Annotated in this window: 23 protein-coding genes; 19 read left to right on the top strand and 4 right to left on the bottom strand. The window is 71.6% G+C overall.

What is annotated here, in order from left to right; genetic code table 11:
• Nucleotides 1–3: 3 nt before the first annotated feature.
• Complete coding sequence (locus GA0070562_RS14160) at nucleotides 4–3,471, bottom strand: ATP-binding protein (protein ID WP_091420957.1); 3,468 nt, start codon at nucleotides 3,469–3,471, stop codon at nucleotides 4–6.
• 139 nt (nucleotides 3,472–3,610) lie between these two features.
• On the opposite strand from GA0070562_RS14160, the gene GA0070562_RS14155 reads away from it, so the two are divergent.
• On the top strand, nucleotides 3,611–3,853 hold the full coding sequence (locus GA0070562_RS14155; protein WP_073831519.1) for a hypothetical protein: 243 nt from the start codon (nucleotides 3,611–3,613) through the stop codon (nucleotides 3,851–3,853).
• A gap of 63 nt (nucleotides 3,854–3,916) precedes the next feature.
• Here the strand turns inward: GA0070562_RS14155 and GA0070562_RS14150 are convergent, their stop codons facing one another.
• On the bottom strand, nucleotides 3,917–4,609 hold the full coding sequence (locus tag GA0070562_RS14150; RefSeq protein WP_013287664.1) for a Crp/Fnr family transcriptional regulator: 693 nt from the start codon (nucleotides 4,607–4,609) through the stop codon (nucleotides 3,917–3,919).
• A 247-nt stretch (nucleotides 4,610–4,856) separates the two neighbouring features.
• On the opposite strand from GA0070562_RS14150, the gene GA0070562_RS14145 reads away from it, so the two are divergent.
• From GA0070562_RS14145 to proC, 4 genes are all read left to right on the top strand, one after another.
• A complete protein-coding gene (locus GA0070562_RS14145; protein WP_091420952.1) occupies nucleotides 4,857–5,360 on the top strand; it encodes a polyadenylate-specific 3'-exoribonuclease AS in 504 nt (167 codons plus the stop codon).
• A 58-nt stretch (nucleotides 5,361–5,418) separates the two neighbouring features.
• A complete protein-coding gene (locus GA0070562_RS14140; protein WP_091420950.1) occupies nucleotides 5,419–5,922 on the top strand; it encodes a pyridoxamine 5'-phosphate oxidase family protein in 504 nt (167 codons plus the stop codon).
• A 178-nt stretch (nucleotides 5,923–6,100) separates the two neighbouring features.
• Nucleotides 6,101–7,129 carry a 6-phosphofructokinase gene (locus GA0070562_RS14135; RefSeq protein WP_091421978.1) on the top strand — a complete coding sequence of 343 codons (1,029 nt, stop codon included), beginning with the start codon at nucleotides 6,101–6,103 and terminating at the stop codon, nucleotides 7,127–7,129.
• 81 nt (nucleotides 7,130–7,210) lie between these two features.
• Nucleotides 7,211–8,029 (top strand): pyrroline-5-carboxylate reductase, encoded by an 819-nt coding sequence (proC, locus tag GA0070562_RS14130; RefSeq protein WP_091420946.1) that lies wholly within the window; start codon nucleotides 7,211–7,213, stop codon nucleotides 8,027–8,029.
• 3 nt (nucleotides 8,030–8,032) lie between these two features.
• On the opposite strand, the gene GA0070562_RS14125 is transcribed toward proC, so the two are convergent.
• Nucleotides 8,033–8,761, bottom strand: coding sequence for a YoaK family protein (locus GA0070562_RS14125; protein WP_254663795.1), 729 nt, complete (start codon nucleotides 8,759–8,761; stop codon nucleotides 8,033–8,035).
• A 127-nt stretch (nucleotides 8,762–8,888) separates the two neighbouring features.
• Here GA0070562_RS14125 and GA0070562_RS14120 point away from each other — a divergent pair, with 127 nt between their 5' ends.
• From GA0070562_RS14120 to GA0070562_RS14055, 14 genes are all read left to right on the top strand, one after another.
• Nucleotides 8,889–10,304 (top strand): sugar porter family MFS transporter, encoded by a 1,416-nt coding sequence (locus GA0070562_RS14120; protein ID WP_091420939.1) that lies wholly within the window; start codon nucleotides 8,889–8,891, stop codon nucleotides 10,302–10,304.
• Nucleotides 10,305–10,384: 80 nt separating this feature from the next.
• Nucleotides 10,385–10,687 carry an urease subunit gamma gene (locus GA0070562_RS14115; RefSeq protein WP_013287657.1) on the top strand — a complete coding sequence of 101 codons (303 nt, stop codon included), beginning with the start codon at nucleotides 10,385–10,387 and terminating at the stop codon, nucleotides 10,685–10,687.
• Nucleotides 10,688–10,730: 43 nt separating this feature from the next.
• Nucleotides 10,731–11,210: an urease subunit beta gene (locus tag GA0070562_RS14110; protein ID WP_091420936.1), complete on the top strand. Its 480-nt coding sequence runs from the start codon at nucleotides 10,731–10,733 to the stop codon at nucleotides 11,208–11,210.
• Nucleotides 11,211–11,251: 41 nt separating this feature from the next.
• Nucleotides 11,252–12,970, top strand: a complete 1,719-nt coding sequence (locus GA0070562_RS14105; RefSeq protein WP_091420933.1) for an urease subunit alpha — start codon at nucleotides 11,252–11,254, stop codon at nucleotides 12,968–12,970.
• 59 nt (nucleotides 12,971–13,029) lie between these two features.
• On the top strand, nucleotides 13,030–13,593 hold the full coding sequence (locus GA0070562_RS14100; RefSeq protein WP_091420930.1) for an urease accessory protein UreE: 564 nt from the start codon (nucleotides 13,030–13,032) through the stop codon (nucleotides 13,591–13,593).
• An 18-nt stretch (nucleotides 13,594–13,611) separates the two neighbouring features.
• Nucleotides 13,612–14,289: an urease accessory protein UreF gene (locus GA0070562_RS14095; RefSeq protein WP_254663794.1), complete on the top strand. Its 678-nt coding sequence runs from the start codon at nucleotides 13,612–13,614 to the stop codon at nucleotides 14,287–14,289.
• Nucleotides 14,290–14,325: 36 nt separating this feature from the next.
• Complete coding sequence (gene ureG / locus GA0070562_RS14090; RefSeq protein ID WP_091420925.1) at nucleotides 14,326–14,955, top strand: urease accessory protein UreG; 630 nt, start codon at nucleotides 14,326–14,328, stop codon at nucleotides 14,953–14,955.
• Entirely contained in the window at nucleotides 14,952–15,869 is a 918-nt protein-coding gene (locus GA0070562_RS14085; RefSeq protein WP_091420922.1) for an urease accessory protein UreD, read from the top strand. The genes ureG and GA0070562_RS14085 overlap by 4 nt, the downstream gene beginning before the upstream one ends.
• A gap of 16 nt (nucleotides 15,870–15,885) precedes the next feature.
• The gene (gene yut / locus GA0070562_RS14080; protein WP_091420918.1) at nucleotides 15,886–16,956 is read left to right on the top strand and encodes an urea transporter; all 1,071 of its coding nucleotides are present in this window, start codon (nucleotides 15,886–15,888) and stop codon (nucleotides 16,954–16,956) included.
• A complete protein-coding gene (locus GA0070562_RS14075) occupies nucleotides 16,934–18,574 on the top strand; it encodes an ammonium transporter (protein ID WP_091420915.1) in 1,641 nt (546 codons plus the stop codon). The genes yut and GA0070562_RS14075 overlap by 23 nt, the downstream gene beginning before the upstream one ends.
• 55 nt (nucleotides 18,575–18,629) lie before the next feature.
• A complete protein-coding gene (locus tag GA0070562_RS14070) occupies nucleotides 18,630–19,415 on the top strand; it encodes a maleylpyruvate isomerase family mycothiol-dependent enzyme (protein ID WP_091420910.1) in 786 nt (261 codons plus the stop codon).
• 107 nt (nucleotides 19,416–19,522) lie between these two features.
• Nucleotides 19,523–19,873 carry a DUF2203 domain-containing protein gene (locus GA0070562_RS14065; RefSeq protein WP_036342567.1) on the top strand — a complete coding sequence of 117 codons (351 nt, stop codon included), beginning with the start codon at nucleotides 19,523–19,525 and terminating at the stop codon, nucleotides 19,871–19,873.
• Between the two features lie 30 nt (nucleotides 19,874–19,903).
• A complete protein-coding gene (locus tag GA0070562_RS14060) occupies nucleotides 19,904–20,146 on the top strand; it encodes a hypothetical protein (RefSeq protein ID WP_091420905.1) in 243 nt (80 codons plus the stop codon).
• A gap of 106 nt (nucleotides 20,147–20,252) precedes the next feature.
• The gene (locus GA0070562_RS14055; protein ID WP_091420901.1) at nucleotides 20,253–21,056 is read left to right on the top strand and encodes an SGNH/GDSL hydrolase family protein; all 804 of its coding nucleotides are present in this window, start codon (nucleotides 20,253–20,255) and stop codon (nucleotides 21,054–21,056) included.
• A gap of 72 nt (nucleotides 21,057–21,128) precedes the next feature.
• Here the strand turns inward: GA0070562_RS14055 and GA0070562_RS14050 are convergent, their stop codons facing one another.
• A complete protein-coding gene (locus GA0070562_RS14050; RefSeq protein ID WP_091420897.1) occupies nucleotides 21,129–21,617 on the bottom strand; it encodes a glutathione peroxidase in 489 nt (162 codons plus the stop codon).
• Nucleotides 21,618–21,727: the final 110 nt, after the last annotated feature.

Raw genomic sequence — 21,727 nt, 5'->3', positions numbered from 1 at the left:
CCCTCAGCCCGCCCCGGCTATCCGCAGCAGCCCGCCGGCGGCGTGCCGACCGGCGAACGCGCGTACCCGGTCCAGCGTCGCCGCCGCGGCCGCCGGGTCCGCCTCGGTCAGCGGCCCGACCGCCAGCGCGGAGGCGATCATCTGGTCGGTGACGTCGGTCATCTCCGCGTACCCCTCGGTCGCGGCGGTGAGCAGCCGGCCCGCCCGGGCGGGATCCCCGTCGTCCCGGGCCAGCGCCGCCTCGGCCGACCGCCCGGCCTCCCGCGCCCAGCGGGTCACCCGTGGCGCGTGGGCCAGCAGATCGCGCACCAGTACCGCGGCGTCGCCGCCGAGCAGCGCCGCGACGTGACCGACCGCCGGCACCCACTCGGCGAACGGGATCATCGTGGTCTGCCGCCAGTCCTCGTCCAGCTCGGTCAGCAGCGCCACCGCCTCGTCCCGGCGGCCCTGCACCGCGCGGCAGAGCGCGGCGTGCGCCAGCGTGGAGCGCAGCACGCGCTGGAACCCGCTGCGCCGGGCCGCCACGAGCGCCTGGTCCACCAGGTCCTCGCCGGTGTCCGGGCCGGCCGGGTCGTCGCCGAGCGCCCGGATCCAGCCGGACACGGCCACGATGTGCAGGTCCCACTCGTCGGTCGGGCGCCGGGTCGACCCCTCGGCCATCCGCAGCGCCGCCGTCCAGTCCCCGCTGTAGTACGAGCGGGCCCACTGGTCGCTGAAGTTCACCGTCAGGGCGTGCTCGCCGGCCATGTCCAGCGAGCGCTGCTCGTCGACCAGTCGGGCCGAGCCGGTCAGGTCGCCCTCCTCCTGGAGCACCCAGGCCAGGTTGTGCACCGCGCGGCGGCGGCTGGTCAGCCGCTCCACCCGGCACTCCTCGGTCACGTCGGCCAGCTCGGCGTACGCCTCCTCGGCGCCGGCCTGGTAACGGACCACCGCGAGCGTGATCCGCGCGTTCGCCCGGGCCTCCCGCAGCCCCAGCCGCTCGGCCAGCTCGGCGGCGGTACGCGCGGCCACGCACGCCGGCTCGGTCTCCGCGTCGAGCATGTGCGCCCGGGCCAGCTCCAGCAGCACGCCCACCTTGTCCTCGCTGTCCGGCAGCGTGGCGTGCAGCCCGATCGCCCGGTCCAGGCAGCGCATCAACTCCGAGCGGTCGGCCCGCGCGAAGGCCGCCGTGGCCAGCAGCCGCCACGCCTTCGCCGCGCCGGGGCGGTCGCCCGCGTCGGCCAGCCGGCCGGCCAGCGTGGTGAGCAGCGCCGTCCCGCCGCCGTCGAGGAAGCCGTCCCGGTCCCGGTAGAACGCCAGCTCGGCCTGGAACAGCTCGAGTGCCGGGTCCGGACCGCACTCCACGCTCAGCGCGCGGTCCACCAGCGTGGCCGCCGTCTCCAGCGCGTGCAGGTCGTACGCCCGGCGTGCGGCCCGGTGCAGCGCGGACCGGGTCGCGGCGGCGTGCGGGGCCTGGTCCAGCCCGACCGTACGGGCGATCTCGTGCGCCGCCCAGCGATGGTTGGCCAGCACCTCGGCCAGGTCGTGCTGCCGGCCGTCGGCGAGCTGCTCCAGCCAGTCGGCGGCGCGCTGGTGCCGGGCGACCCGCTCGGCGCGGGGCAGCCGCTGATAGCAGACGTCCCGGACCAGCACGTGCCGGAACCGGTACTCCGCCTGACCGGGCATGGTCGAGACGGGCAGCTCGTAGACGAGGTCGCGGCGCTGGAGGTGGTGCAGCGCCCGTTCGACCCACTCCGTCGGGCGGCCGAGCGCCAGCGCCACCGGCGCCGCCCAGAACTGCACGCCGACCACCGAGGCGGCCTGGAGCACGGCGCGGTCGGCCGGGTCGAGCAGGTCCAGCCGGTTGGCGATGACCGCCTGCACGGTACGCGGCATCCCGGCTCCGCCGACCGGGTCGACGAGCGCGAGCGCGGCGGTCCGCTCGGCGAGGCCGCCGTCGAGCAGCATCCGCGCGTACTCCTGGGCGTAGAGCGGGTTGCCGTCGGCGAACTCGATCAGCGGCGCGCGCGCGTCCTGCGGCAGCGTGGCCTGGCCGAGCAGCAGCGAGTAGAGCGTGTCGATGTCCCCGTCGTGCATCGGCGGCACCGAGATGGACATCGCTCCGCTGATCGTGCCGGTCCAGGCCGGGTGCCGTTCGCGCAGCTCCGGCCGGGCGGTCGCGACGACGAGCAGCGGCACGTTGCGGGCCGCCGCGCCGAGCTGCTCGACGAAGGACAGCATCGCCTCGTCGGCCCAGTGCATGTCCTCGAAGACGAGCACCGTGGGACCGGTCCCGGCCAGCGTGAGCAGGAAGCGCCGCCACGCCGCCTCGGTCTCGGCCGAGGTGAGCCGTTCGCCGGAGACGCCGACCAGCGGACCCAGCGCCTCGGCCAGCCGTACCGCGTGCGGGTCGGCGAGGCGGCCCAGTCGCTCGCGCAGCCGGTCCCGGATGGTGGCCGGGTCGTCGGCGCCGGTCAGCCCGGCCCAGCTCCGGACGATGTCGGCCAGCGCCGCGTAGGTGACGTTCTCGCCGAACGGCGGGCACTGGCCGGTCAGCCAGGTGACCTGGTTGCCGGGGAGGCTGGCGGCGTGCCGGGCCAGCTCGCGCAGCAGCCGGCTCTTGCCCACCCCGGCCGGGCCGAAGACGGTGAGCAGCTGCGAGGTGCGCTCGGTCAGCGTGCGGTGCAACGCGCTGACCAGCAGGCCCCGCTCGTGGTCCCGGTCGACCATCGGGGTCAGCTCGGCGGTCTGCCCGTCGCGCCGGGGCCGCGCCCGTACGGCCAGCCAGATCCGGCTCACCGACGACCGGCCGCGCAACGTCACCGGCGGCTGGTCGTCGTACTCCATCTCGCGCCGGGTGGCCGCCCAGGTGCTCTCGTCGACCACCACGCCGCCGACCGGGGCCAGCCCCTGCAACCGGCTGGCGGTGTTCACCACGTCGCCGGTGACGAACGCCTGGCCGCCGTCGCGCGCCGCGGCCAGGTCGACCAGGGCCTCGCCGGTGGCGATGCCGACCCGGAACCCGAGCGGCGGGTGCGGTCCGGCCGGCTGCCGGGCCAGGCTGCGTTGCAGCTCCAGCCCGGCGCGTACGCAGCGCAGCGCGTCGTTGTCGGTGGCCACCGGCGCGCCGAACAACGCCATGACGGCGTCGCCGATGTACTTCTCCACCACGCCGCCGTACTGGTGCACCAGCCGGCGCACCGTGGCGAAGTAGACCTGTTGCAGGCTGCGGGCCTGCTCCGGGTCGGCCCGTTCGGCGTATGTCGTGAAGTCGACGATGTCGATGAAGAGCACGCTCACCTGGCGGCGGTCCTCCTGCACCGTTACCGCGTGGTCGCGCAGCGGCTGACCGCAGTTGGTGCAGAAGTTGGCGCCGGTGTCGTTGGCGTGGCCGCAGCCTGGGCAGGCCGCCGCCAGCGGACGGCCGCACCCGCCGCAGAAACGGTCGTCCGGCCCGGCGGTCCGGGCGCAGTGTCCACAGGTGAGGTCGATGTCCGGCTCCGTACGCGTGAGGTCCCCAGTGTCCCGCGCGGCCGTGCAGTCGGGTACCCGACGGGTCGGCGGGACGTCACGGCTGTTCGGCCGGGTCTAGTGTCCCCTAGCAGGAAGTCCCGTCGACAGGGAGATTGCCGTGCACGTCCGGCTGTCCGCCTCATGGACCGATCCACGGGGGACGGTGTGGGCCGTCGGTGACACGGTCGACGTGGACGCTGTCACCCTCGCCGAACTGGAGGAAAAAGGCATGGTGGAGCAGCCCGCGGGTAGCGGATCGACCGAGACCACGACCACCACGACGACCCCGCCGAAGAAGACCGACCCGTCGAAGATCGGCCCGGGTCCGAGCGCGCCCCCGGCCGACACCAAGAGCGACTGACCGGGCGTACGACGAACGCGGCGGGGGCCGGCGGGACGACCGCCGGCCCCCGCCGTCGTCGTGTCAGCGGTCGTTCATGCCGGCCCGGCGGCGCAGCGCGGCCACGTCGGTGACCACGATGCGGCGTCCCTCGGTCCGCAGCCAGCCGCGGCTGGCGAACGAGCCGATGGCCTGGTTGACGCTCTGCCGGGAACCGCCGGCCATCTCGGCGAGCTGGCTCTGGTTCAACTCGATGGTGATCATCGGGGCCTGGCTCTCGCCGGCCAGCCGGACCAGCGTCTTGGCCACCCGGCCGGGCAGGTCGAGGAAGACGTGGTCGGCGTTCTGCTCGGTGAGCCGGCGGATCAGCTGTCCCAGGGAGCGCATCACCGCGTCCAGGATGCGCGGGTTGGAGTGCACCAGCTCCATGAACGCGGGCCGGGACAGTGCCAGCGCGGCGCAGTCCTCGATCGCCTCGGCCGACGCCGAGCGGGTGGAGGCGTCCAACAGGGACACCTCGCCGAGCACGTCCGGCGGTCGGATCACCGACAGCACCGCGCGCTCGCCGGTCGGGGCGGTGCGGAACACCGCCACCGCGCCGCGGCGCAGCACGATCAGCGACTCGCCGGGGTCGTTCTCGACGAAGAGCAGCTGGCCCTTGCGGTAGGTGCGCGGTACGGCCGCGGCGATGACACGCTGCCGCACCTCCGGCTCAAGCCCGGCGAACATCTCCACACCCGTGAGTGCGTCACCCGGCTCCGGCAGGCGAGACTCCACGGCTCAACCCCTCCCCGGTCAGAAGTCACGACTCGCACACCGGGTGAAGCTGTCAGTCCCGGTACGAGGCAGCTCAACCGGTTCGGCGCCCGACGGCGGTACACATCAGATCATGACGGTCTCGTCGCGTGCTGTACACCCCCGGAAACACTTCCGTGACCATGCCCGGCCGTCGCCAGCACGCCCGCCGACCTCGGTGGACGCCCCGGCGACCGGCCCGTGCCGGTGATGGGCGAGGATGGGGGCGATGGTTTACCGCTATTTCTACGACTGCGAATTCATCGAGGACGGCCGCATCGTCGACCTGGTGTCGATCGGCGTCGTCGACGAGTACGGCCGCGAGTTCTACGCGGTCTCCACCGAGTTCGACGACTCCCGGGCGGTGCCCTGGGTGCGGCGCAACGTGCTGGACAAGCTGCCCTCGCCGGCCGACCGGGCCTGGCGCTCCCGGGAGCGGATCCGCGACGACCTGCACGAGTTCCTGCTGGAGCCGGTGCGGGACCGGCCGGGCGAGCAGCTGGAGCTGTGGGCCTGGTACGCCGCCTACGACCACGTCGTGCTGGCCCAGCTCTGGGGCGCGATGCCGGCGCTGCCCCGGGAGATCCCCCGCTTCACCAAGGAACTGCGCCAGCTCTGGGACGACCGGGGCCGCCCCCGGCTGCCGGACGCCGAGGCCGACCGGCACGACGCGCTCGTCGACGCCCGGCACAACCTGGCGCGGTGGCGGGCGATGACGGCGCGGGAGGTTTGACCGGTTCCGCCCAGGGCACGGGAGCGGCATCTGCGCCGATCCGAGACAGGAGTGCCCCATGAGCAATGAGCCGACCAACGCCGCGGACGCCCGCCGCCGGGTCACCGAGCTGATCCGGGACGCCCGGATCTGCCTGCTCACCACCACCGGCGTGGACGGGCGTCTGGTCAGCCGCCCGATGGGGTTGCAGGAGGCGGAGTTCGACGGCGACCTGTGGTTCTTCGCGTACGCCGACTCGGCGAAGGTGCGGCAGATCCGGGTGAACCCGCAGGTGAACGTCGGTTTCTCCGACCAGCGCCGCCACGCCTGGGTGTCGGTCGCCGGCACCGCCACCGAGGAGTGGGACGCCGGCCGGGCGAAGGAGCTGTGGAACCCGCTGCTCAAGGCGTGGTTCCCGGACGGGCTGGACACGCCCGGGATCACGTTGATCAAGGTGCACGCCGGGTCGGCGGAGTACTGGGACTCGCCCGGCAGCACCGTGGTCAACCTGCTCGGCTTCGCCAAGGCGGCGGTGACCGGCAAGCCGCCGAAGGCGGGGGAGAACCACGAGGTCAGCTACTGACGGGTAGCCCGTCCGCCGTCCGGAACGGCCCGGGGTGCGGTGTCGGCGTACACCTGCGCCGACTACAGTGCGCAGTGACGGCCCGCCCCGGGCCGGCAACGGCGCCGATGGTCTGATCTGACACATATCCTGGGGCTTATCCGGGCTTCACCTGATGCTCCAGGAGGATGAGCAGATCATGCGTATCGGCGTGCTCACCGGCGGCGGCGACTGCCCAGGTCTCAATGCGGTGATTCGGGCGGTGGTCCGCAAGGGCGTCGCCACCTACGGTCACGAGTTCGTGGGCTTCCGGGACGGCTGGAAGGGCCCGCTCGAGGGCCTGACCAAGCCGCTCGGTATCGCCGAGGTGCGCGGCATCCTGCCCCGCGGCGGCACCATCCTCGGCTCGTCCCGCACCAACCCGTTCAAGATCGAGAACGGCGTGGAGCGGATCAAGGACAACCTTGCCGGCCAGGGCGTGGACGCGCTGATCGCGATCGGCGGCGAGGACACGCTCGGCGTCGCCACCAAGCTGCACGAGCTGGGCGTCAACGTCATCGGTGTGCCGAAGACGATCGACAACGACCTCGGTGCGACCGACTACACGTTCGGCTTCGACACCGCCGTCAACATCGCCATGGAGGCGATCGACCGGCTGCACACCACTGCGGAGAGCCACCACCGCACGCTCGTGGTCGAGGTCATGGGCCGGCACGCCGGCTGGATCGCGCTGCACGCCGGCCTCGCCGGCGGCGCCAACGTGATCCTGCTCCCGGAGCGGCAGTTCGACGTCGAGCAGGTCGCCGGCTACGTCGAGAAGCGCTTCCAGCACCAGTACGCCCCGATCGTCGTGGTCGCCGAGGGCGCCCAGCCGCTGGACGGCCAGATGGTCCTGCACAACCAGGAGTTGGACGCGTTCGGTCACGTCCGCCTCGGCGGCATCGGCCAGTGGCTGGCCGAGCAGCTGGAGGCGAAGACCGGCAAGGAGGCCCGCACCGTGGTGCTCGGCCACATCCAGCGCGGCGGCACCCCGACCGCGTTCGACCGGGTGCTGGCGACCCGGCTGGGCCTCCACGCGATCGACGCCGCGCACGAGGGCGACTGGGGCAAGATGGTCGCGATGCAGAGCACGGACATCGTCCGCGTCCCGCTCGCCGACGCCACCCGCGAGCTGAAGACCGTGCCGCTGGAGCGGTACGCCGAGGCCGAGGTCTTCTTCGGCAGCTGATCGACGGCGCACGGGCGTGGCGGGCCGGCGACCCGGCCCGCCACGCCGTGCCCACGTGACCCGGGAAGAGGGGTACGGCTGATGGCACGCCAGGTGCACACGGTCGCGGTGATCGGCGCCGGCAAGATCGGCGAGTTGATGCTCTCCGGGCTGCTGCGTTCCGGCTGGCCGGTGGAGCGGCTGCTCGCCACCGCGCGCCGGCCGGCGCGGGCTCGGGAGCTGGCCGACCGTTACGGCGTACGGGTGGTGGACAACCTCACCGCGGTGGCCGAGGCCGAGGTGCTCGCGGTGTCGGTCAAGCCGCAGGACGCCGCCGCGCTGCTGGACGAGATCGGCCCGAAGGTGCCGGCCGGCAAGCTGGTCATCTCGCTCTGCGCCGGCCTGCCGACCGCCTTCTTCAACCGCCGGCTGCCCGAGGGCACCCCTGTGGTCCGGGTCATGACGAACACCCCGGCGCTGGTCGACGAGGCGATGAGCGCGATCTCGGCGGGCGCGTACGCGACCGGTGAGCACCTGGCCCTGGCGGAGGAGATGTTCTCCCCGCTCGGCTCGACCGTCCGGGTGCCCGAGTCGCAGCAGGACGCGGTCACCGCGCTCTCCGGCTCCGGTCCGGCCTACTTCTACCTGCTGGTCGAGGCGATGATCGACGCGGGCATCCTGCTCGGCCTGCCGCGTCAGGTGGCGCACGAGCTGATCGTGCAGACCGCGATCGGTTCGGCGGTGATGCTGCGTGACTCCGGCGAGCACCCGGTGAAGCTGCGCGAGGCGGTCACCTCGCCGGCCGGCACCACCATCTCGGCGATCCGCGAGCTGGAGAACCACGGCGTACGGGCGGCCATGCTGGCGGCGCTGGAGGCGGCCCGGGACCGGGCCCGGCAACTCGCCGCCCAGGCCGACTGACGCTCAGCCGGGCCGCGACGCCGGTCCCGGCCGCCCGTGCCGGCGGAGAAGCAGGATCAGTACGGCCAGGGCGAGCGTCCCCCACAGCGGCACCCAGCGGGGCCGGTGCTGGGCGAGCGTGCCGACCGCGCCGCCGACGCTGTAGCTGACCAGGGCGAGCAGTCCGAGCAGGGTGCCCCGGCGGGCCCGGCCCCGGCCGGCGGCGGGGCCGAACAGCCAGCGGGCCGCCCGCTCACCGGTCTTCGTCGTGGTGTCCGACTGGTAGGTGATCGGCGTCGCGATGCCCGCGGTACGGCTCGCCACAGTGGTCAGGCTGCCCATGGCGACCGCGCCGGCGGCGGCGAGCAGCACCCGCGACGCCGTGCCGTCCCGGCCGTACGCGAGCGTCAGGTTGAGCACCGTCCAGATGACCATGGCGGCCTCGGTGACCGCGATGTCGACGAGCGGCGCCGCCGTCGGCCGGGTCCGGCGGCGGAGCAGGTTCACCAGTCCGGCGGCGGTGGCGAACGCGACGATCGAGGCCGCCGACACCGGCCACGTGGGATGCCCACCGGCCGGTCCCATGCCGAGGAAGATGGCGTTGCCGGACTGGTTGGCGACGAACGCTCCGTACCGCAGGAACGCGAAGGCGTCCAGCGCGCCGGCGGTGACGACGGCGAGCACGAGCGCCGCGAGCGGGTGGCGGAACTCGCGGTAGGAGTCCGCGGAGCCGTACGGCGCCGACCGGTTCACCCTTCCCCCGTCCGTGTGCAGGAGCGGCACGGAGTTTCGCCGTCGGGCCGCTGCGGCGAACCTACTATATGTCGTATATGTAGGTTTACGACCGTTTCGCTGGGCGGTCGCCGACGGACGGGGTGACATGGCGGCGAGCGGACGCGCGGCCGACCGGCCGCCCCGCCACAACCTCGTGGCGATCCTGTCGATCGTCGTCCTCTCCGGCGCCTTCTTCGGCTACAACCAGGGCGTCATCAGCGGCGCGCTGCACGACATCCGGCGCACGTTCGACGTGGACACCTTCGAGGTGGAGGTGGCGGCGAGCTGGGTGACGCTCGGCGCACTGGCCGGCGCGCTCGCCGGCGGTCACCTCGCCGACCGGATCGGCCGGCGGGGCGCGCTGTGGGTGGCCGCCGGCGCGTACGTCGTCGGCACGATCGTGCAGGCGGCGGCCCCGACCATCGGCGCCCTGCTCGGCGCGCGGCTGCTCCTCGGGGTGGGCATCGGCGTCGCCTCGGTCGCCGGACCGATGTTCGCGGCCGAGACCGCGCCGGAACGCATCCGTGGCGGCCTGCTCGCGGTCTACCAGTTCTCGACCACCTTCGCGATCTTCATCGGCTACCTGGCGGACGAGCTGTTCACCGGCGGCGAGTCGTGGCGGTACCTGCTCGGCGCCGCTGTCGTGCTGGGCGTGGCGCTGATCCTGGTCACCGTCGTGGTGCCGGACTCGGCGGTCTGGTACCTCAAGCGGGGCGACGGGCGCCGCGCCCGGGAGTCGTTGTGCCGGACAGTTCCCGAACACCGGGTGGGGCAGCGCCTGCACGAGATCGAGGAGAGCCTGCACGGTCGCAGGGCGAGCTGGCGGGAGCTGCTGTCCCCGCAGTGGCGGCGTCCGCTCGCGCTGGGCGTGGGGCTGGCGCTGTTCCAGCAGACGACCGGGATCAACGGCATCATCTACTACGCCGACTCGATCTTCGCGGCGGCCGGATTCCGTACCCCGGAGGCGCAGCTCTCCGCGACCACCTGGGCGATCGGCGCGGTGGACGCGGCGTTCGCGCTCGTCGCGGTGGGTCTGCTGGACCGCGTCGGCCGCCGTCCGCTGCTGCTGGTCGGCCTGGCCGGGATGGCGGTCTCGCTCGCCGTGGTGAGCGTCAGCTTCCTCGGCGCGGGTGCCGGGCGCGGCGACGGCCGGATCACCACCGCGGGCCTGTTCCTGCTGGTCGGCGTGATCTTCTTCGTCGCCTTCTACGCCGTGTCGATCGGCCCGGCCGCGTGGACCGTGATCAACGAGATCTATCCCGGCCCGATCCGCGGGCGGTGCGTGGCGATCGCCTCCGCCACACACTGGGGCACCGAGTACCTGATCACGCAGTTCTTCCTGAGCCTGCTCGACGCGCTCGGCCGGTCGGGTGTGTTCGCGCTGTTCGCCGGCCTGTGCGTGCTCGGCTTCCTGTTCGTCCGGCGCTACCTGCCGGAGACCAGGGGCCGGACGCTGGAGCAGATCCAGCAGATGTGGGTCGCCGGCTACGACAAGCGCAAGCGGGCGCACGCCGCGTCCTGAGATCTTGCTGAAAGTCCACTTTCCCGGCAAACCCCTCCTAATGTGACGACATAGCCGAAAGTACGTGAAGGGATCGCGACGTGCATCTCACGCCGAAGGAATTCGACAAGCTGACGATTCACTCGCTGGCGATGGTCGCCAACGCCCGCAAGGCGCGCGGGGTCAAGCTCAACCACCCCGAGGCCGTGGCGGTGATCTGCGCCGCGGCGCTCGAAGGCGCGCGCGAGGGCAAGACCGTCGAGGAGGTCATGAACGACGCGAGCCACGTGCTCACCGCGGACGACGTGATCCCCGGCGTGGCGGACATGATCCCGATGCTCCAGGTCGAAGCGGTCTTCACCGACGGGTCACGGCTGATCACCGTCCACTCACCCATCCAGTAGAGCAGCGACCGGAGGCCACGGTCTCCGGCAGAGCGGGGGCGACATGGCGAAGCAACACCCGGGACCGAACTCCAAGCACCTTCGGCCCATCGGCGGCTACAAGCTCAGCGACCAACCCCTGGAACTCAACGCCGGGCGGCCGGTGACCGAGGTGGTCGTGCACAACACCGGCGACCGGCCCATCCAGGTCGGTTCCCACTTCCACTTCTTCGAGGCCAACCGTTTCCTGGAGTTCGACCGCCCGGCGGCGTTCGGGAAGCGGCTGAACATCCCGGCCACCACCTCGATCCGGTTCGAGCCCGGCGACCGCAAGACCGTCCAGCTCGTCCCGTACGGCGGTTCCCAGCGGGTGTACGGCTTCAACGGCCTGGTCCAGGGCTGGACCGGGGACGGGCCGATCCCCGGCTACCGGCCGGACCGGGAAGAGGCGCTCCACCAGGCCCAGACGCGCGGCTTCAAGACCACGTCGCAGCAGCAGGACCAGGGCAAGGGCCAGGACCAAGGCAAGGGCAAGGGCAAGTAGCCCGGCCACTCTCAGACGCGCCAGAGCTGGAGCGATAACGCATGAGTCAGATCTCACGGCAGGAATACGCCGGAATGTACGGCCCGACCACGGGCGACCAGATCCGGCTGGGTGACACCGACCTCTACATCGAGATCGAGAAGGACCTGCGGGTCCTCGGTGACGAGGTCATGTACGGCGGCGGCAAGACCCTGCGCGACGGCATGGGCAGTGCCAGCCAGGCCACCAGCGCCGAGGGCGTGGTGGACCTGGTGATCACCAACGTGACAATCGTCGACGCGCTGCTCGGCGTGGTCAAGGCGGACGTGGGGATCAAGGACGGCAGGATCGCCGGGATCGGCAAGGCCGGCAACCCCAACATCATGGACGGGGTGACCCCGGGCCTGGTGACCGGTCCGGGCACCGACGCGATCTCCGGTGAGCACCTGATCCTGACCGCCGGCGGCATCGACGCGCACGTCCACCTGGTCACCCCGCAGCAGGTGTGGGCCGCGCTCAGCAACGGCGTCACCACCCTCTGGGGCGGCGGCACCGGGCCCACCGACAGCACCAACGGCGTCACCATCACGCCCGGCCCGTGGAACATCCAGAACATGATGCGGGCCTTCGAGGACCTGCCGATCAACATCGGCCTGCTGGGCAAGGGCAACAGCAGCGGCCGGGCGCCGCTCGTCGAGCAGATCATGGCCGGGGTGCCAAGCTTCAAGATCCACGAGGACTGGGGTGCGCCGCCCGCGGTGATCCGGTCCTGCCTGGCCGTCGCCGACGAGTACGACGTCCAGATCAGCATCCACACGGACACGCTCAACGAGAGCGGCTACATCGAGGACAGCATCGCCGCCTTCGAGGGCCGGACCATCCACACCTTCCACACCGAGGGCGCCGGCGGCGGGCACGCGCCGGACATCATCAAGGTCGCCGGCCAGATGAACGTCCTGCCCGCGTCGACCACGCCCACCGTGCCGTACGGCATCAACAGCCAGTCCGAGCTGTACGACATGATCATGGTCTGCCACAACTTCAACCCGAAGGTGCCCTCGGACGTCGCGTTCGTGGAGAGCCGGATCCGCACCGAGACCATCGCCGCCGAGGACGTGCTCCTCGACGAGGGCGTCATCTCGATGATGCAGAGCGACTCGCAGGCCATGGGCCGCGTGGGGGAGACCTGGCTGCGCACCGTCCAGCTCGCCGGGCAGATGAAGAACGTCCGCGGCAAGCTGGCCGAGGACTCCGACGCCAACGACAACTTCCGGGTCCTGCGCTACGTCGCCAAGATGACCATCAACCCGGCGATCACCCAGGGCGTCTCGCACGTCATCGGCTCGGTCAGCCCGGGCAAGCTCGCCGACCTGGTGCTCTGGGAGCCCGCGTTCTTCGGCACGAAGCCCAAGATGGTGCTCAAGGGCGGCATGATCGCCTGGTCGATCATGGGTGACCCGAACGCCTCGCTGCCCACGCCGCAGCCGGTCTACTACCGGCCCATGTTCGGCGCCACCGGTTCGCAGGTCGCCAAGAACTGCGTGACGTTCGTGTCCCGCGCCGCGCACGAGTCGGGTGTGGCCGAGCAGCTGGGCCTGCAACGGCAGGTCATCCCGGTCTACGGCTGCCGCAACCTGACCAAGCGCGACATGGTGCGCAACGACCGTACGCCGAAGCTCGAGGTCGACCCGGAGACCTTCGCCGTGAAGATGGACGGCGTGCACGCCACGGTGCCGGCGGCCAAGAACCTCCCCCTCAGCCAGCTCTACTTCTTCAGCTGACCCGGCACGGCGCCCGCTCCCGGCCGAGCCGGCGGCGGGGTCGCGTGAAAGGAGAACACATGCTCGTCGAAACGGTACTCGGCAACGTGAACGAGCCGGCCTGGACCGAGCGGCTCCGGGAGGCCAAGGTCGACGACCTGGTCCTCGACCAGTGGGACGCCCAGAAGAGCCGGCTGCGCCGGACCACCAGCCTCGGCACCGAACTGGCGCTGTCCCTGGCCCGCGGCGTACGGCTGCGCGACGGCGACGTGCTGGCCTGGGACGACGCCACCGCGACCGCCGTGGTGGCCCGGATCGCGCTCGGCGAGGTGATGGTGGTGCACCTCGACACGCTGCACGGCGAGTCGATGGACATGGTGATCCGCTCGGCCGTCGAACTGGGCCACGCGATCGGCAACCAGCACTGGCCGGCGGTCGTGAAGGGCACCAAGATGTACGTCCCGCTCACCGTGGACCGCAAGGTCATGGACTCGGTGATGCGCACGCACGCGTTCACCGGTCTCACCCACGAGTTCATCCCCGGCACCGAGATCATCGCGTACCTGGCCCCGCACGAGTCGCGGCGCCTGTTCGGCGGGGCCGACTCGACCCCGCACACGCACCTGCCCGCCGACCTGAACTGAGGGGCCGGGGTGTCCACGGTGACCGAGGCCCTGAAGCTGCTCCAGTTCGGCGACTCGGTCTTCCCGGTCGGCGCCTTCTCCTTCTCCAACGGGCTGGAGACGGCGGTCGAGCAGGGCGCGGTGCACGACCGGACCACGTTGCAGGAGTTCGTGCGTACCGTCACCCGTGCCGCCGCCACCGGTGACGGGGTGGCGCTGCTCGTGGCGCACCGCGCCGCCCGCGCCGGTGACCTCGACCGGATCCGGGCGGCCGACGAGGCCGTACACCTGCGCAAGATCAATGAGGAGACGCGGACGATGACGGTCCGCATGGGGCGCAAGCTGGCCGAGGCCGCCGAACGGGTGGTGGGGGAGTCCCTGCTGCGCAAGCGGGTCGCGGAGAGCGGCGCCGGAGTCCCGGTCACCTACCCGGTCGCGCTCGGCGTGCTCTTCGCCGAACTCGGCGTGGCCGAGGCGGACGCGTTCGCCGCCCACCAGTACGGCGCGGCCTCCATGGTGCTCGGCGCGGCGGTCCGGCTGATGCGGGTGGACCACCTCGACACCCAGTCGATCCTCTTCGCGGTCAACGAGCGGGTCGGCGAGGACTACGAGGAGGTGCGGACCGCCGGGCTCGACGACATGCAGAGCTTTGCGCCGCACCTCGACGTGCTTGCCGGCGCGCACCAGCACGCACACGTACGGATGTTCATGAGCTGAGCGCTCCCGCTCACCACCTGAAGGGCACTTTCACAAATGAAATCAGCGAGTCGGATCGGCGTCGGCGGCCCGGTGGGCAGCGGCAAGACGGCCATCATCGAGGCCGTCGTGCCCCGCCTGGTCGAGCAGGGCCTGCGCATCCTGGTCATCACCAACGACGTGGTCACCACCGAGGACGCCAAGCACGTCCGCCGCGCCCTGACCGGCGTGCTGGTGGAGGAACGCATCGTCGGCGTGGAGACCGGCGCCTGCCCGCACACCGCTGTTCGCGAGGACCCCAGCATGAACCTCGCCGCGGTGGAGGACATGGAGGCGCGGTTCCCGGACAGCGACGTCGTGCTGATCGAGAGCGGCGGCGACAACCTCACGCTCACCTTCAGCCCCGCGCTCGTCGACTACTTCATCTACGTGATCGACGTGGCGGCCGGCGACAAGATCCCGCGCAAGAACGGCCCGGGCATCTCCAAGTCCGACATCCTCGTGATCAACAAGACCGACCTGGCCCCGTACGTCGACGCCGACCTGGACGTGATGGCCCGCGACGCCGAGCTGATGCGCGGCGGCAAGCCGTTCGTGTTCACCAACTGCAAGACCGGCGAGGGCATCGACGCCCTGGTGGACCTGGTCCGCCGCAACGCGCTCTTCGACGCCGAAGTGCTCGCATGACCACTCTGGACTCCGTCCGGGAACTCGCGCCGTACCAGGACCAGCCGGCGCAGCTGCCGGCCGCCGCGAACGGCAAGGTGGGCATCCTCCGGCTGGGGTTCGAGCGGCGCGAGGACCGGACCATCCTGCGCGACGTCTACCGGCAGTCGCCGCTGCTGGTGCAGCGCGCGCTGTACTGGGACGAGGAGATGCCGGGCCTGCCCTGCGTCATGATCCTCACCACCTCCGGCGGCGTGCTCCAGGGCGACCGGCTGCGCATGGACGTCGACCTCGGGCCCGGCGCACAGGCGCACCTGGTCACCCAGGCCGCCACCAAGATCCAGGAGATGGACGCCAACTACGGCACCCAGACCCAGAGCTTCACCCTGGCCGACGACGCCTACCTGGAGTTCCTGCCCGAGCCGGTGATCCCGTTCCGGCGCAGCCGGTTCGTCTCCGACACCGTGGTCCGGCTGCCGGAGACCGCGACAATGCTGTACGCCGAGGTGCTCCAGCCCGGCCGCAAGTACTACCGCGACGGCGAGATCTTCGCGTACGACCTGTTCTCCACCACGCTGCGCGCCGGGCGGCCCGACGGACGCCCGCTGTTCGTCGAGAAGTTCGTGATCACTCCCGGCCGCTTCCCGGTGTCGCGGATCGGGATGATGGACCGCTTCCACGTCTTCGGCAACGTCGTGCTGCTCACCGACCCCGACCGGGCGGCGAGGGTCTTCGAACGGACCGCGACACCCGTGTGGGACGAGCGGACACCGCTGGCGACCGCTGTGAGCCGGCTGCCGAACGACGCCGGCCTGGTGTTCAAGGTGCTCGGGCAGGAGACCGAACCGGTCCGCGCCGCGGTACGCGCGTTCTGCGTCGCCGCCCGCGAAGAGGTGACCGGCTGCACCTTCCCGCCGGTCTTCAGCTGGCGTTGACCAGGAGGACAGCGAGATGGCCGACATCGGACGTGGCTGGCGCCACCTGGCCGACCGGAACCCGGCGGCCGGGTTCGTCGACGCCTGCCTGCGCGGCGCCGCCCAGGTGGTGCTCCAGAACAACCCGCTCAGCGGCCTGCTCATCCTGATCGCGCTCGCCTGGGGCGCGTTCGAGAACGGGACACCACGGGTGTTCGGCGGCGGCGTGCTCGGCCTGGTCGTGGGCACCGCGACCGCGCTGGCGCTGCGGGTCGACATGTCGAGCTGGCGCAAGGGCCTGTTCGGGTTCAGCCCGCTGCTGACCGGGCTCGCGGTGCCCACCTTCCTCGACCAGCGCCCGCTGATGTGGCTCTACCTCGTGCTCGGCGCGATCGGCACGGTCGTGGTCACGCTCGCCCTCAACGCCGTCTTCAAACGCTGGAACCTGACCGCCTACACGTTCCCGTTCGTGCTCACGACGTGGTTCCTGCTGATGGCGGCGTACCAGTTCGACAGGTTCACGGTGCTCACCAAGCTGACGCCGAAGTTCCCCGGTGAGGGATCGTCGGCCGGCGGCACGTTCGACTGGGGCCTCGTCCCGACGTTCTTCAAGGGCGTGTCCCAGATCTACCTGATCGAGAGCTGGGTCACCGGCCTGCTCATCCTCGTCGCCCTGCTGATCAACTCCCGGTGGTCGGCGCTGTTCGCGGTCATCGGCGCCGTCGGCGCGACACTGCTGGCGCTCTGGTTCGGCGCCGACGGCGCGTCGCTGGACAAGGGGCTGTTCGCCTTCAACGCGGTCCTGACCGCGATCGTGGTGGGCGCTGTCGCGCACCGTCCCGGCGCGTGGGTGACCGTCTACACGCTGTTCGGGATCGCGCTGACGCTGTTCGTGCAGATGGCGCTGACCACCATGCTCACGCCGCTGGGCATCCCGGTGCTGACCGGGCCGTTCAACATCGCCACCTGGCTGTTGCTGCTGCCCGACCGGCACTTCGCGCCGGTGCCCAACCACGAACGAGTGAAGGACAGCGTGCTGCACACCGTCCGTGACTCCGTCCACCTGCGAGAGAAGGAGGGAAACCGTGTCCGCTCCGAACGCGGGTGACACCGCCTGGGTGCTCGTCTGCGCCGGCCTCGTCCTGTTCATGACACCGGGGCTCGCCGCGTTCTACGGCGGCATGGTCCGCACCCGCAACGTGCTGGCGATGCTGCAGCAGAACATGATCGCGCTCGGCGTGGTCAGCCTGACCTGGGTGCTCGTCGGCTACACCATCGCCTTCGGCGACGACGCCGGCAGCGGGCTGTTCGGCAACCTGGAACTGTTCGGGCTCACCGACCTGAAGGTGCCGCCCGCACCCAACCTGCACGTGGTCGACGGCCGGATCACCATCCCGACGCTGGCGTTCGTGCTGTTCCAGATGATGTTCGCGGTGATCACACCGGCGCTCGTCACCGGCGCCACAGCGGGCCGGCTGCGCTTCGGCGGCTGGGTGCTGTTCCTCGCGGTCTGGTCGATAGTGGTCTACGCGCCGATCGCGCACTGGCTGTGGCACCCCGGCGGATGGCTGGCGAAGTTCGGCACCCAGGACTGGGCCGGCGGACTGGTCGTGCACGCCAGCGCCGGTGCCGCCGTCCTCGCCGTGCTGCTCGTCGTCGGCCGCCGCCGGAACTGGCCGCACACCGCCGCGCCACCGAACTCGATCCCGCTGACCATCGTCGGCGCCGGCATCCTCTGGTTCGGCTGGTTCGGCTTCAACGGCGGCGACGGCCTCCAGGCCAACGGCCTGGCCGCGCAGGCCGTCCTCAACACGCACCTCGCCGCCGCCGCGGCGATGCTCGTCTGGCTGGCGCTGGAACGCGTCACCGACGGACACAGCACCGTCGTGGGCGCGGTCTCCGGCGCGGTCGCGGGCCTGGCCACTGTCACCCCGACCGCCGGGTACGTCAACGCGGCGTCGGCCGTCGCGATCGGCGCGCTGGCCGGCCTGGTCTGCCACTTCGCGCTGAAACTGAAGTACCTGCTGCGCCTCGACGACGCGCTCGACGTGCTCGCCGTGCACTTCGTCGGCGGCATGCTCGGCACACTCCTGCTCGGCCTGTTCGGCAACCGCGGGGTCAACCCGCTCGGCGCCGACGGGCTGTTCCTCGGCGGCGGAGGCGGCCTGCTGTGGCGCCAGCTCGTCGGCGTGGTGAGCGTGGTCGCGTTCTCCTTCGTCCTCACCTGGCTGATCGCCGCCGGGGTGCAGGCGCTCATCGGCCTGCGCGTGCCGCCGGCCGACCAGGAGCGCCTCGACCAGGCGCAGCAGGGTGCCGACGCGTACCACCTGGGTGGGGTCACCAGCCTGACCGCGCCGGGCGCGCCCCGGCGTCGCACCGCAGGGGCGCCGGCCGGCGAACCGGCCGTGCCGCCCGGTCAGCGGGTACGGGTGGTCACCGCGCTGCTGGAGCCGGACCCGGCCGCGAACAGCGCCGACCTGCGCGACGCGCTGCTGCGCGCGGGTGCGATCTCGGTCATCGTCAGCGACGCCGCCGTGGCGACGACGACACCGCAGGCGAGCCTGCTGCCGCGTGGCTACTGGCAGGACCAGCCCCTCGCCGCCCGGTTGCGCGTCACGGTGCTGGTCGGCGCCGACGGGGTGGACGCGGTGCTGGACGAGCTGGACCGGATGGGCGCGCGGAGGGCCGACACGTTCGTGCAGGAGGCGGAACGCGTGCAGTCCTGACAGTCGGCTGCGAAAACCGCTGTCCGGTTGCCGGGCGCACTGGTAGAAAGCCGACGTGCACAAGACGTTGACGTTCTCCGATCATCTGCGGCTCATCGGCGAACGGTCGACCGCGTTCCGCGCCGCTGTCGCCGCGGCGCCCAGCCTCGACATGAAGGTTCCGACCCACCCGGAGCGGACGCTGTTCGATCTCGTCCGACACGTGGGCACGGGCCGCCGCAAGACAGCCGCGATCGTCGCCGCGGGGCCTGCGGACGGGCCGCCGGAGAAGTCGGCCTGGGAGGACGGAGTGGGTGCGCCCCGGGAACGCGAGACGCTGCTCGCCTGGTGGACCGAGTCCGTCGCGCAGCTGACGAGCACGCTGCGTGAGGCCGGCCCGGATCGCGGTTGCTGGACGTGGTGGGACGACTCGCCGTCACCGCAGACCGCCGGTGCCTGGGCGCGGCGCCAGGTTCCCGAGATCGCGGTGCACACCTACGACGTCCAGCTCACGGTGGGTGCCCCGCAGCCACTGCCGGAGGAGGTCGCCCTCGACGGTTTCGACGACTGCCAGTTCACCCTCTGCGCGACGACTGTCGCCTGGCCGCACCAGCCCGCCGTCGTCGACTACCACGCCGTCGAGGGCCGCTCCTGGCGCCTCCGGCTGTCCGCCGACGGGGCGCAGGTCGCCCACCTCACGCCCGCTGCCGGCGAGGCCCCGGACACGGCCGACGTCTCCGCCCGGGGCACAGCCAGTGACCTGGTCCTGTTCTTCTACGGCCGCATACCGCTGGATTCCCTGCAGTTCGAAGGCGACCGTCGCATCTTCGATCAGCTCGCGGCCTGGGACCCGTCGGTGTGACACCGGCACGGTCACCGGACGCGGTGCCACGCCTGCACCAACGCGTGCCCGACCCACCGGTGCGTGTGGGTGCTTTCCCGTGGACGGTCGTGCCGCATACTGGCCCGGTGTTCACTCTCGCCCAGGCGCGACACCTGGTGGCCACGCTGCGGCCGCGCGTCGACGAGCTGATCCGGCTGCGGGCCGACCTGGCCGAGCTGCGGGTCGACCTGGCCGACCACGGCGTCAGCGCGCTCGGCGGGCTCGCCGAGGTGAAGGCGCTGGAGGCGCGCCTGCATCTCGTGGTGGACGAGTTCCACCAGCACGACATCGCGGTCAAGGGGATCGCCCCGGTGCTGCTCGACTTCCCGGGTGAGCGCGACGGCCGGGCGGTGCTCTGGTGCTGGCTGGAGGGGGACACCGACATCCGGTGGTACCACCGGGTCGAGTGCGGGTTCGCCGGCCGCCGCCCGGTCTGAGCCGGCCCGTGGGGTGACGCGCGCCGGGCGGTGCCGTCCGACGCCGACGAGCTGGTGCGGCTGCGCGGGCTGATGCTCGCCGGCATGAGCGGGGTGCCGACGCCGCCGGGCCGCTGGCAGGACGTCGCCCGGGACAATCCGCGGGCCTCGGCGGCCGGTCGCCCGCTCTACCGTGCCCTGGGCTTCCGGGAGACCGCCGACCCGGCGATGCGGCTGACGTTCCCGGCGGAACAATCCTTCATGCCGCTCCGCAAGCCTGGCAACGATTTGTAGGCGTAAGTCGCTATGCGCGCCCGACCGCAAATCGGTGATCTTCCATGCGCTGTGATCTTATTGATATCTATCTCTCACCACCACTTCACGCCCCCAGGAGTGCGACGTGCGGAGATCCCGTCTTGCCACCCTCGCCCTGACCCTGGCCGCCTCGGTCGGGGTCACCCTGTCTCTGGCCGCCCCCGCCCAGGCGGCCCCGTCCGACCGCTACGTCGCGCTCGGCGACTCGTACGCCTCCGGCGTCGGCGCCGACAGCTACACATCCGAGAGCGGTAACTGTCTACGCAGCACGAACGCCTATCCGGCGCTCTACAACACCAACATCAAGCCCGCGTCGTACCGGTCGGTCGCCTGCTCCGGCGCCACCACGGCGGACGTCATCAACAGTCAGCTCTCCGCGCTCTCCTCGACCACCACGCTTGTCAGTGTGACGGTCGGCGGCAACGACGTCGGCTTCGCCAACATCATGAGCACCTGCGTGCTCCAGGGGGAGACCCAGTGCGTGGCGGCCGTGCAGTCCGCCATGAACGTGGCCCGCACCTCGATGCCGGGCCGCCTCGCCAACGTCTACAACGGCATCAAGAGCCGCTCGCCCTCGGCTCGCGTCGTGGTGGTCGGCTACCCGGTCTTCTACCAGCTCGGCACCACCTGCGTCGGCCTGAGCGCGACGTCCCGCGCGAAGATCAACGAGGGTATCAACCTGCTCGACGACATCACCCGCACGGCCGCCGTCTCGGCCGGCTTCACCTTCGCCGACGTGCGTTCCATCTTCGTCGGCCACCAGCTCTGCAGCTACGGGACGAAGTGGCTGCACGCGCTGAACGTGCTGAGCCTGAGCAAGTCGTACCACCCGACGGCCGCCGGGCAGTCCGGCGGCTACTACCCGGTCTTCCGGTCTGCCGCCGGCTGACCCGGTCCGCGGCAGCGGCACGCCTCCCATGGGGGCGTGCCGCTTCGCCGTGCCCGGCGACGGGTGCGTCCGTCAGGCCGGGAGGACCTTTTCGATCGCCACGCGCAGCTCGGGGTCCTCGGGCGTGACCTGCGGGCCGAACCGCGCGGCCACCGTGCCGTCCGGCGCGACGAGGAACTTCTCGAAGTTCCAGCGCACGTCGCCGGTGTGCCCCTCGGCGTCCGGCGTGGACACCAGCTCCGCGTAGAGCGGGTGCCGGTCGGGCCCGTTGACGTCGACCTTCTCCGTCAGCGGGAACGTCACGCCGTAGTTGACCTGGCAGAACTCCTCGATCTCGGCGGCGCTGCCCGGCTCCTGGCCGGCGAACTGGTTGCACGGAACCCCGAGCACCGTCAGCCCGCGTCCGGCGTACGTGTCGGCGAGTTCCTGAAGGCCCGCGTACTGCGGGGTGAGGCCGCAGCGGGAGGCCACATTGACCACGAGCAGGGCGCGGCCGCGGTAGCGGCCGAGGTCGGCCGGGCCGCCGGTGAGGGCGTCGATCTGGACGTCGAAAACGGTCATGGGACGAGGCTACGGGCCCTCGCACCCACCGTCCCGCGTCACCCGTGAAATCGACGCATCTACAACTTGACGAAGTGGTGACGGCGTGAGTAGCGTCTCAGCAATCAATT

The organism is Micromonospora tulbaghiae (genome assembly GCF_900091605.1).
Taxonomy (GTDB): Bacteria; Actinomycetota; Actinomycetes; order Mycobacteriales; family Micromonosporaceae; genus Micromonospora; species Micromonospora tulbaghiae.
Note: the sequence above shows the minus strand (reverse complement) of the source record. Positions and strands in the feature narration are given on the sequence as shown.

Coding starts and splice junctions, on each gene's coding strand:
- GA0070562_RS14140 (WP_091420950.1), top strand. CDS start 5,419: ATGAGCAATGAGCCGACCAACGCCGCGGACGCCCGCCGCCGGGTCACC.
- proC (WP_091420946.1), top strand. CDS start 7,211: ATGGCACGCCAGGTGCACACGGTCGCGGTGATCGGCGCCGGCAAGATC.
- GA0070562_RS14050 (WP_091420897.1), bottom strand. CDS start 21,617: ATGACCGTTTTCGACGTCCAGATCGACGCCCTCACCGGCGGCCCGGCC.
- GA0070562_RS14145 (WP_091420952.1), top strand. CDS start 4,857: ATGGTTTACCGCTATTTCTACGACTGCGAATTCATCGAGGACGGCCGC.
- ureG (WP_091420925.1), top strand. CDS start 14,326: ATGAAATCAGCGAGTCGGATCGGCGTCGGCGGCCCGGTGGGCAGCGGC.
- yut (WP_091420918.1), top strand. CDS start 15,886: ATGGCCGACATCGGACGTGGCTGGCGCCACCTGGCCGACCGGAACCCG.
- GA0070562_RS14105 (WP_091420933.1), top strand. CDS start 11,252: ATGAGTCAGATCTCACGGCAGGAATACGCCGGAATGTACGGCCCGACC.
- GA0070562_RS14135 (WP_091421978.1), top strand. CDS start 6,101: ATGCGTATCGGCGTGCTCACCGGCGGCGGCGACTGCCCAGGTCTCAAT.
- GA0070562_RS14110 (WP_091420936.1), top strand. CDS start 10,731: ATGGCGAAGCAACACCCGGGACCGAACTCCAAGCACCTTCGGCCCATC.
- GA0070562_RS14085 (WP_091420922.1), top strand. CDS start 14,952: ATGACCACTCTGGACTCCGTCCGGGAACTCGCGCCGTACCAGGACCAG.
- GA0070562_RS14120 (WP_091420939.1), top strand. CDS start 8,889: ATGGCGGCGAGCGGACGCGCGGCCGACCGGCCGCCCCGCCACAACCTC.
- GA0070562_RS14100 (WP_091420930.1), top strand. CDS start 13,030: ATGCTCGTCGAAACGGTACTCGGCAACGTGAACGAGCCGGCCTGGACC.